This is a genomic window from Streptomyces sp. ISL-66 (assembly GCF_018614135.1).
Taxonomy (GTDB): domain Bacteria; phylum Actinomycetota; class Actinomycetes; order Streptomycetales; family Streptomycetaceae; genus Streptomyces.
In genome coordinates this window covers 1-8,601 of record NZ_JAGGOW010000044.1, presented here as the reverse complement: position 1 = coordinate 8,601, position 8,601 = coordinate 1, and the positions used below count along the sequence as shown (strand labels likewise).

7 protein-coding genes are annotated in these 8,601 nt (G+C 74.1%); 6 read left to right on the top strand and 1 reads right to left on the bottom strand.

Features of this window, described 5'->3' with window-relative positions; translation table 11 throughout:
* The 5 genes from murJ to J7E97_RS10140 form a co-directional block, all read left to right on the top strand.
* Positions 1–1,685, top strand: a 1,685-nt coding sequence (gene murJ / locus J7E97_RS10160) for a murein biosynthesis integral membrane protein MurJ (protein ID WP_251054198.1), incomplete at its 5' end; no start/stop codon positions are given.
* Positions 1,675–2,451, top strand: a complete 777-nt coding sequence (locus J7E97_RS10155) for a polysaccharide deacetylase family protein (protein ID WP_215024655.1) — start codon at positions 1,675–1,677, stop codon at positions 2,449–2,451. The genes murJ and J7E97_RS10155, both read left to right, overlap by 11 nt.
* Positions 2,448–3,746: a glycosyltransferase gene (locus tag J7E97_RS10150; protein WP_215024653.1), complete on the top strand. Its 1,299-nt coding sequence runs from the start codon at positions 2,448–2,450 to the stop codon at positions 3,744–3,746. The genes J7E97_RS10155 and J7E97_RS10150 overlap by 4 nt, the downstream gene beginning before the upstream one ends.
* 69 nt (positions 3,747–3,815) lie before the next feature.
* Positions 3,816–4,508: a lipopolysaccharide biosynthesis protein gene (locus tag J7E97_RS10145; RefSeq protein WP_215024651.1), complete on the top strand. Its 693-nt coding sequence runs from the start codon at positions 3,816–3,818 to the stop codon at positions 4,506–4,508.
* The gene (locus tag J7E97_RS10140) at positions 4,505–5,647 is read left to right on the top strand and encodes a GNAT family N-acetyltransferase (RefSeq protein ID WP_215024649.1); all 1,143 of its coding nucleotides are present in this window, start codon (positions 4,505–4,507) and stop codon (positions 5,645–5,647) included. Before J7E97_RS10145 ends, J7E97_RS10140 begins: the two co-directional genes overlap by 4 nt.
* Positions 5,648–5,661: 14 nt before the next feature.
* On the opposite strand, the gene J7E97_RS36790 is transcribed toward J7E97_RS10140, so the two are convergent.
* Positions 5,662–7,302, bottom strand: a complete 1,641-nt coding sequence (locus J7E97_RS36790; protein ID WP_215024646.1) for a glycosyl hydrolase — start codon at positions 7,300–7,302, stop codon at positions 5,662–5,664.
* A 249-nt stretch (positions 7,303–7,551) separates the two neighbouring features.
* Between J7E97_RS36790 and J7E97_RS10130 the strand changes: the two genes are divergently transcribed.
* Positions 7,552–8,601: ATP-grasp domain-containing protein (locus J7E97_RS10130; protein ID WP_215024645.1), on the top strand; the 1,050-nt coding region annotated here is incomplete at its 3' end.

The window sequence follows — 8,601 nt, the reverse complement described above, 5'->3', positions numbered from 1 at the left end:
CACCGGGCCCCCGGGCCCCCAGGTCCCCGGGTGCCGGGGGCGTCCGGCCGGCGAGCGGCGGCGCCGGCGTGGGGAGCGCCCTGGCCAAGGCGGCCGCCGTGACCGCCGGACTGACCGCCGCCGGGGCCGTGTTCGGGCTGGTGCGGGACCAGACCATCGCGCACCTCTTCGGCGCCGGTCACGACAGCGACGCCTTCCTCATCTCCTGGACCGTCCCCGAGATGGCCTCGACGCTGCTCATCGAGGACGCCATGGCGCTGCTGATGGTGCCCGCGTTCAGCCACGCCCTGGCCCGGCGGGCCGCCAGCAGGGCCGGACTCACCCGCAGGGAGGCCCGCGCGCAGGACCCCGTACGGCTGCTCGTCGGGGCGACGCTGCCCCGGCTGGCCGTGCTCCTGGCCGCCGTGGCCTCCGTACTCATCGTCGCCGCGCCGCTCGTCGTGAGCGTGCTCGCCCCCGGGCTGCCGGATCCCGGGCTCGCCATCGAATGCACCCGGATGACCGCGCTGACCGTGCTGTCCTTCGGAGTCGCCGGCTACTTCAGCGCCGCGCTGCGCGCCCACCGGTCCTTCGTGCCGCCCGCCGCCATCTACGTCTCGTACAACGTCGGGATCATCGGCACCATGGTCGCCCTGCACGCCCTGTGGGGGGTGCGCGCCGCCGCCGCCGGGGTCGCGGTCGGCGGGATGCTCATGGCGCTGATCCAACTGCCCGCCTTCATCCGCAACGTCGGCTTCGGGCCGCACCGCGCCAAGGGCGCGCCGCGCTGCCAGCGCGACCGGGACCGGCCGACGCTGATCGCGTTCGGGGTCATCGCGCCGGTGATCTTCTTCGCCGTCTTCCGCCAGTCGCAGGTCCTGGTCGAGCGGTTCCTCGCCGCCTCGCTGCCCTCCGGCGCCATCTCGCACCTCAACTACGCGCAGAAGGTCGCGCAGATGCCGATGGTGCTGTCCCTGATGATCTGCACCGTCACCTTCCCCGTCGTCGCCCAGGCCATGGCCGGCGGCGAACGCGAGAAGGCCAGGCGGCGCGTGGAGCGGGACCTCGCGCTCGCCTCCCTCGCCGTCCTGATGGGCACCGCCCTCGTCATCGGGTACGCGCCCCAGATCATCCAAGTCCTCTTCGAACGCGGGGCCTTCACCCACCAGGACACCGAGGCCACCGCCTCCGTCATGCGGGTCTACGGCCTCGGGCTGCTCGGCCACTGCCTCGTCGGGGCGCTGTCCCGGCCCTTCTTCTCGACCGCCCGGCCCACCTGGTTCCCGGCGCTCGCGATGGGCGCCGGACTCCTCGTCAACATCGTCGCCGGGGCCTTCGCCGTCGGCTGGTGGGGCACCTACGGCATCGCCGCCGCCAACGCCGCCGGCATCTCCACCACCGCCGTGCTGCTGCTCACCGGCCTCGGCTCGCGGATCATCGCCATCCAGGTCCGCCGCGTCGCCATCAGCATCGGCAGGCTCTCGGTCGCCGCCGTCGCCGCCTGCGTCACCGGCTGGATCGCCGGGCCGATGATCCCCGACCCGCTGGTCAGCGCCGCCCTCGGCTGCCTGCTCGTCCCGGCCATGTTCGGGGCCACCGGCATGGCCATACGGGCGCTGGAGGTCACCGTCCTGCCCGGCCAGCTCGCCCAGCTCACCGCTCACCTCACCTCCCAGCTCACCCAGAGGTTCCGCAATGTCCGCTGACACCGAAACGGCGCCCCCCGCCGCGCTGGGCCCCGCCCGCCGGTCCGCATCGCCGTGGGTCCTGATGTACCACTCCGTCGCCGAGTTCACCGATCCCGCGGAGGACCCGTACGGCATCACCGTCACCCCGCACGCGCTGGAGACCCAGCTCCTGTGGCTGCGTTCCCGGGGACTGCGCGCGGTGTCCGTCGGCGAGCTGCTGCGGGCCCGCGCGGCCGGACGCGCCGCCGGGCTGGTCGGCCTGACCTTCGACGACGGCTACACCGACTTCCTGACCCGCGCGCTGCCGCTGCTGCGCCGCTACGACTGCACCGCCACCCTCTTCGTCCTGCCGGGCCGGCTCGGCGTGGACAACGTGTGGGACCCGCTCGGCCCCCGCAAGCCCCTGCTCACCGCCGAGGGCATCCGCGAAGCAGCCGCCGCCGGACAGGAGATCGGCTCGCACGGCCTGCTCCACCAGGACCTCACCGCGGCCGCCGACGACGTACTGCAGCAGGAACTGCGCGGCAGCCGCGAGCTGATCCGGGAGCTGACCGGGACGCTGCCCGGCGGGTTCTGCTACCCGTACGGGCACCTCGACACCCGGGTCGTCGCCGCCACCCGGGACGCCGGGTACGCGTACGCGTGCGCGATCAACCCCGGACGGCTCACCGGACCGCACGCACTGCCCCGTACGCACATCAGCCAGGCCGACGGCGGCCCGCGACTGCGGATCAAGCAGCTGCGGCACCGGCTGCGGGAGCTGCGCCGGGTGGTGCACCTGTGAGCGCGGACAAGGTGCTGCACATCATCACGGGCCTGGGCGTCGGCGGCGCCGAGCAGCAACTGAGGCTCCTGCTACGGCACATGCCGATGTCCTGCGAGGTCCTGACGCTGACCAACCCAGGTCCGGTGGCGGAGGGGCTGCGCGCCGACGGGGTCCGGGTCGTGCACCTGGGGATGAGCGGCAACCGGGACCTCGGGGCGCTGCCGAGGATGGTCACGTTCATCCGGCGCGGCCGGTACGACCTCGTGCACACCCACCTGTACCGGGCCTGCGTGTACGGGCGCCTCGCGGCCCGGCTCGCCGGCGTCGGCCGCGTCGTCGCCACCGAACACTCCCTGGGGGACGGCGAGATCGAGGGCCGGCCGCTGTCGCGCGGGGTGCGGGCGCTGTACCTGGCCAGCGAGCGGCTCGGCGCGGCCACGGTCGCCGTATCGGACACGGTGGCGGCCCGGCTGGAGGGCTGGGGCGTACCGGCCGCGCGGGTCCACGTGGTGCCGAACGGGATCGAGGCCGTGCGCTTCCGCTTCGACGAAGGCGTACGGCGGGCCACCCGGGCCCGGACCGGACTGCCCGAGCGGGCCTTCGTCGTCGGCGGGGTCGGGCGGCTGGTGCCGGGAAAGCGCTTCGACGCGCTGGTCCGGGCGGTGGCCGCGCTGCCGGGCGCGCACCTGCTGCTGGCCGGAGACGGCCCGGAGCGGGCCGCGCTGCGCTCGCTGGCCGCCGAGCTGGGGGCGCAGAGCCGGATCCACCTGCTGGGGGAGCGGGATCCGCTGGGTGACAGCGCGGACGGACGGACACCGGGGATCCCCGCGCTGCTCGCCGCGATGGACGTCTTCGTGTCCCCGTCGCGGGAGGAGGCGTTCGGGCTGGCGGTGGTCGAGGCTCTGGCGGCCGGACTTCCGGTGCTGCACGTCACCTGCCCGGCGATCGACGACCTGCCGACGACGCAGGCACCGGGGGCGCGGAGGATCGGCACGGGCACGGACGAGCTGGTCGCCGCACTGCGCGGGCACATGGAGGCGGGCGTCCGCCGGCTGCCGCCGCCCGCCGTGGTGCGGCGCTACGACATCGCCCGCAGCGCCGCGCAACTGCTATCCGTCTACGAGCTCGCGATGACCGCTTCGCCGACCGCGGTGCGGGGCGCGGCGCCGTCGCCGGGGACCGGCCCCCGGACCACCGCGCCGCACGCTCCCCCGGCCACCGCCGGCAGGCACCCCCTGGCGGGGCCGAAGCCGGCCCCCGGCGGGCCGGGGGTCGGCGGGCCGGCGCCCGTCCGGGGCGGCGACACCGCCTGACGCGACCCGCAGGAGGTCCCCGTACGGGACCCGGAACCACCACCCCTCCACCAGGAAAGAGGCACGCACATGGCTGACACCGCCGAGCCGAAGAAGTCCACCCACCGCCGCCGGATCCGGCTGCTGCCGCCACCCGCGTGGTGGCCGTTGCCCGTCGCCGCGCTGCTGGGGCTCGCCGCGGGCGGGGCGTACGGGGTGCTGAAGGCGCCCGAGTACGCCGCCACCAGCTACGTGGTCGCCGTCCCCGACGACACCACGGAGCCGGCCACCGCACTCGGCTTCGCGCAGGCCTACGCCCGGATCGCCACCAGCAGCTCGACCCTGGCCTACGCCCAGCCCCGCGCGGGCATCGGCGTTCGGCAGCTGCGCACGCAGGTCCGCGCCGAGACGTCGCCCGAGTCCCCGATGATCGCGATCACGGGTACCGCCAAGAGCCCCTCCGAGGCCGCCGACATCGCGAACGCGGTGGCCGACGCGCTCTCGCTGAGCAGCAACCAGGCCGCGAAGAACACCGGGGTCCAGCTGCTCCTGTTCAACCAGGCCGTCGCGCCCTCCGACCCCGCCTCCGCGTCCGCCACCCTCAGCGGGGCCGTCGGGCTGTGCGCCGGCGGGCTGCTGGGCGGCCTGTGGATGCTGGCCCGGCCCGCCGGGCGGCGCAGGGCGGAGGAAGGGACCGCCGTGGTCGCCGCCGCCGGGGAGTTCGCCTCGCTGCCGGCGCAGGGTGACCACAGCGAGACCAAGGAGAAGGAGTCCGTGCGATGAGTTCGGGCTCCACCGCGGCGCTGTCGGTGACGCTGTGCCGCGACCCCCGGCAGTTCGCCGCGCTGGAAGAGCCGTGGAACCGGCTCGTCCGCGGCTGTCCCACCGCCACCCCCTTCCAGAGCCACGCGTGGCTGCACTCCTGGTGGCTCTCCTACGGCAAGGACGGGCGGCTGCGGATCGTCCTCGTGCGGCGCGGGGAGGAGCTGGTCGGCGCGGCCGCGCTGATGCTCGTACACCGGCCGCTGCCGCTGCTCGTGCCGCTCGGCGGGGGCATCACCGACTACTTCGACGTGCTCGTGGCCGAGCGGTATGCCGACCAGGTCGTCCCGGCGCTGGCCGGCGGTCTGCACCGGGCGGCCCGGGGCGCGGTCGTCGACCTGCGCGAGGTGCGGCCCGGCGCCGCCGCCGAGGCCGTCTACGCGGCCTGGCCAGGGATCGGCAGCAAGCTCGCGGACTCCACCTGCATGGAGCTGCCGGCCATGCCCTTCGACGAGCTGGTCAAGCGGATGCCGGCCTCCGGTGCGCAGCGGGTGCGGGCCAAGCTCCGCAAGACCGACGCGGCCGGGATCGAGGAGCACGAGGTCACCGAGCAGGAAGTGCCGCGTGCGGTACGGACGCTGCTGCGGCTGCACGAGCAGCAGTGGCGCGGGCGCGGGGTCACCCCCGAGCACCTCAAGCCGCGGTTCGCCGAGCACCTGACCCGGGCCACCCGGCGGATGGTGCGGGCCGGCGAGGGGCGGCTGGCCGAGTTCCGGCTCGACGGGAAGGTGGTGGCCGCCAACCTCACCCTGTTGTCGGGCGCGCTCAGCGGCGGTTACCTCTACGGCGCCGACCCGGACCTGCGCGACCGGAAGGTCGACGTGGCGACGCTGCTGCTGCGCTACGAGACCAACCGCGCCCTCGCCGAGGGCCGTCCGGTGGTGAGCTTCCTGCGCGGCAGCGAACCGTACAAGAACCACTGGCGGCCGCGGACGGTGGTCAACCAGCGGCTCCTGCTGTCCACGGCCGCGCTCGCGCCCCTGCTGCGGCTGCACGAGTCGCAGGTGACGGGGCGCGAGCGGGCGGTGGACGCGCTGCGGGAGGCGTTGCCGGCCGCCAGGGACTGGCGGGCGCGGCTCAACGAACTGCGGGTCCGATGACCCCACCGCACCGTCTAGAAGGGCCAGAAACCGGAGTCCCTGCCCCAGTCGATCTTGACGCAGACCGACTGCTTGCCGACCAGCTTGGAGAGCCACTCGCCGAAGTTGAGCGGCACGCACCACTGCGTGCTGTTGACGGGCGGCTTCTCGGGCTGGGGCTTCGGCACGACCGGCGACGGCACCGGCACCGGGGACGGGACCTGGGACGGGACCTGGGACGGAATCTGGGACGGGATCTGGGGGGACGGGACCCCGGGCTGCTCGGGCTCGGGCACGAGCGGACTCGGGCTCGGCACCGGGCTCGCCGGGACCTCCGGGCCGACCGGGCTGACCTCGGGCGAGGGGCCGACCGGGCTCGGGACCACGGGGCTCGGCTCGGCCGGGCTCGGGACCGCCGGGCTGGGCTCGACCGGCACCGGCAGCTCCGGAGTCGGTGCGGCCGGGCTGGGAACGGCCGGGCTCGGTTCGGCGGGGCTCGGCGCGACCGGGCTCGGGACCTCGGGGGACGGGACCAGCGGGCTCGGTACGACGATCGGCGGCGGTGTGACGACCGGCGTCGGGATCTCCGGCGTGGGGATCTGCGGGGTGGGCACCACGGGGGTCGGGACCACGGGCGTCGGGATGACCGGCGTGGGGATGACGGGCGTCGGGATGACCGGCGTCGGGATCACCGGGCCGGGCTTCTGCGGGGTCAGCGCGTCGCGGAAGACCTTCGCCGACTCCGGGTTCTGCTTGCACTGCCACACGCCGTGCGGGCAGTAGTCGGTGATGGTGTGGTAGAGCGGCTTGTGCTGCTCGATCCACTTCAGCATGCGCCGCATGTACTGCGGGTCGTCCCCGTTGCGGAACAGTCCCCACTCCGGGTACGAGAGCTGCTTGCCGTGTGCTTTCGCGAAGTCCACGTGCTGCTGGAGCCCGTACGGCTGGCTGATCTGGTCGTCGAAGGTCCGGCCGGGACCCTGGTCGTACGAATCCATCCCGACGATGTCGACCACGTCGTCGCCCGGGTAGCACTTGGTCCAGCCGATGGCGTCCGTGCCGCGGTTCGGGGTGAAATCGAACTTGAACTTCTGGCCGGGCACCGCGCGCATCGTGTTGACCACGCGCTTCCAGTACGCCTTCCAGTTCTCCGGATCGGGTCCGCAGCGGTGCGTGTACGTGACTCCGTTCATCTCCCAGCCGAGCACGATCACGGTGTCCGGGACGCCCAGCGCCACCAGCCGCTCGGCGAGCTTCTCGAAGTGGCGGTCGTACTGGCCGTCCGCGCCCGCCCGGATCAGCTGGGCCACCTGGTAGTCCGGGACCCGGGCCTCGTTGCGCTCCTGCATCGGCACGTTGAGGACGAACATCCGGTCGTCCCGGGCGCGCCGCCATTCGGCCCAGTCCTCAAGGAAACTGACGTTGCCTTCGATGCCCGCCCACTGGTCACCCGGCAGATAGGTGTGCCCGACCCGGATCTCCTTGCCGCCCAGCCAGCGCGAGAGGAACGGGATCCGGGCCACTCCCCGCGGCCCGTAGTCGAGATAGGCGCCCATGGCGATGTCGGAGTCCGCGCCCTCTTCCTCGGGGGCCGCGAGGGCGGCCCCGGTGGCGAGCAGTCCGGCCGTGACCGTACCGATGCAGGCGCTCGCCAGTCGGCGTCGTGGTCTGGACATGGCGTCTCCCGAGCTTTCCTGAACCGGTGTGCTTACCCAAGACGTTAGACATCACATCCGACGAATGGCCTGTTCGGTGATCTCTGCCTAGGCCATTCGCAGGTGCGCACCCTCCCCGCTTGGTCCGACTAGGTGAAAGACACCGTTCTCATGCACGCGCATCCCAACCAAGTGCCCGCGGTTCTGCTCAGACTCGATCGGAATCCGTTCCACCACGGAACCCTCGGCGCCGTCAGATCGCTCGGGCGCATGGGCGTGGAGGTCCATGCCGTCGTCGAGGCCGGGGGAGGCCCCATGGGGCGTTCGCGCTACCTGCGCGCCGTGCATCCCGGGCCGTCCGGCGGGCTCGACCCCGAGGAGCCCGAAGCGCTGCTCGAGTGCCTGACCGGGGTCTCCGAACGGATCGGCGTCCCGGCCGTGCTCATCGCGATGGACGACCTGAGCGCGATCGCCGTCTCCCGGGTCGCACCGATGCTGACGGACCGTTTCCGGATCCCCCATCAGCCGGACGACCTGCCCGCACGGGTGGCGGACAAGGCCGAACTGTCCCGGCTGTGCGCCCGCTGGGACGTCCCGCACCCGGAGACCGTGATCCCGGCCGGCGGGGCCGAGGCGGCGCAAGCCGCGTGGCGGCTGGGGCTGCCGGTGATCGCCAAGTGGAGCCGCCCGTGGCTGCTGCCCTCGGGCACGGACCTGCGCAGCACCACCCTGGTCCACACGGCCGCCGAGGCGCGGCGGCTGTACGAGCGCTCGGCGGCGGCGGGCAGCCGGCTGCTGCTCCAGCGGTTCCTGCCGGCCGGGCCGGACACCGACTGGTTCTTCCACGGAGCGTTCGGCCGGGGCGGGCACCCGCTGATCGCCGGCTCGGGGCGCAAGGAGATGTCCTGGCCGGTGCGGACGGGGCTGACGGCGGTCGGCCGGTGGCTGCCGGATCCGGCGGTGGAGGAGGCCGGGCTGCGCCTCGCCGAGCGGCTGGCCTACCACGGGATCCTGGACCTGGACTTCCGCCGGGACGAGCGGGGCGTCTTCCGGCTGGTGGACTTCAACCCCCGGCCGGGGGCGCAGTTCCGGCTCTTCACCGACGCGGCGGGGCTGGACGTCGTCCGGGCGATGTACCTGGACCTGACGGGCCAGCGGGTGCCGCAACCCTCGGGCGGGCGGGGCCGGGTGTTCGTGGCGGAGAACTACGCCCTGCTGTCGGCCGTCCGCTCCCTTTCCCTCCCGCGCCGCGCCGCGGCCGTGCCCGCTCCGGCGGCTGCCGGGGGCGGTGCCGCGGCCGGCCCGTCCGCCGCCGGGGCC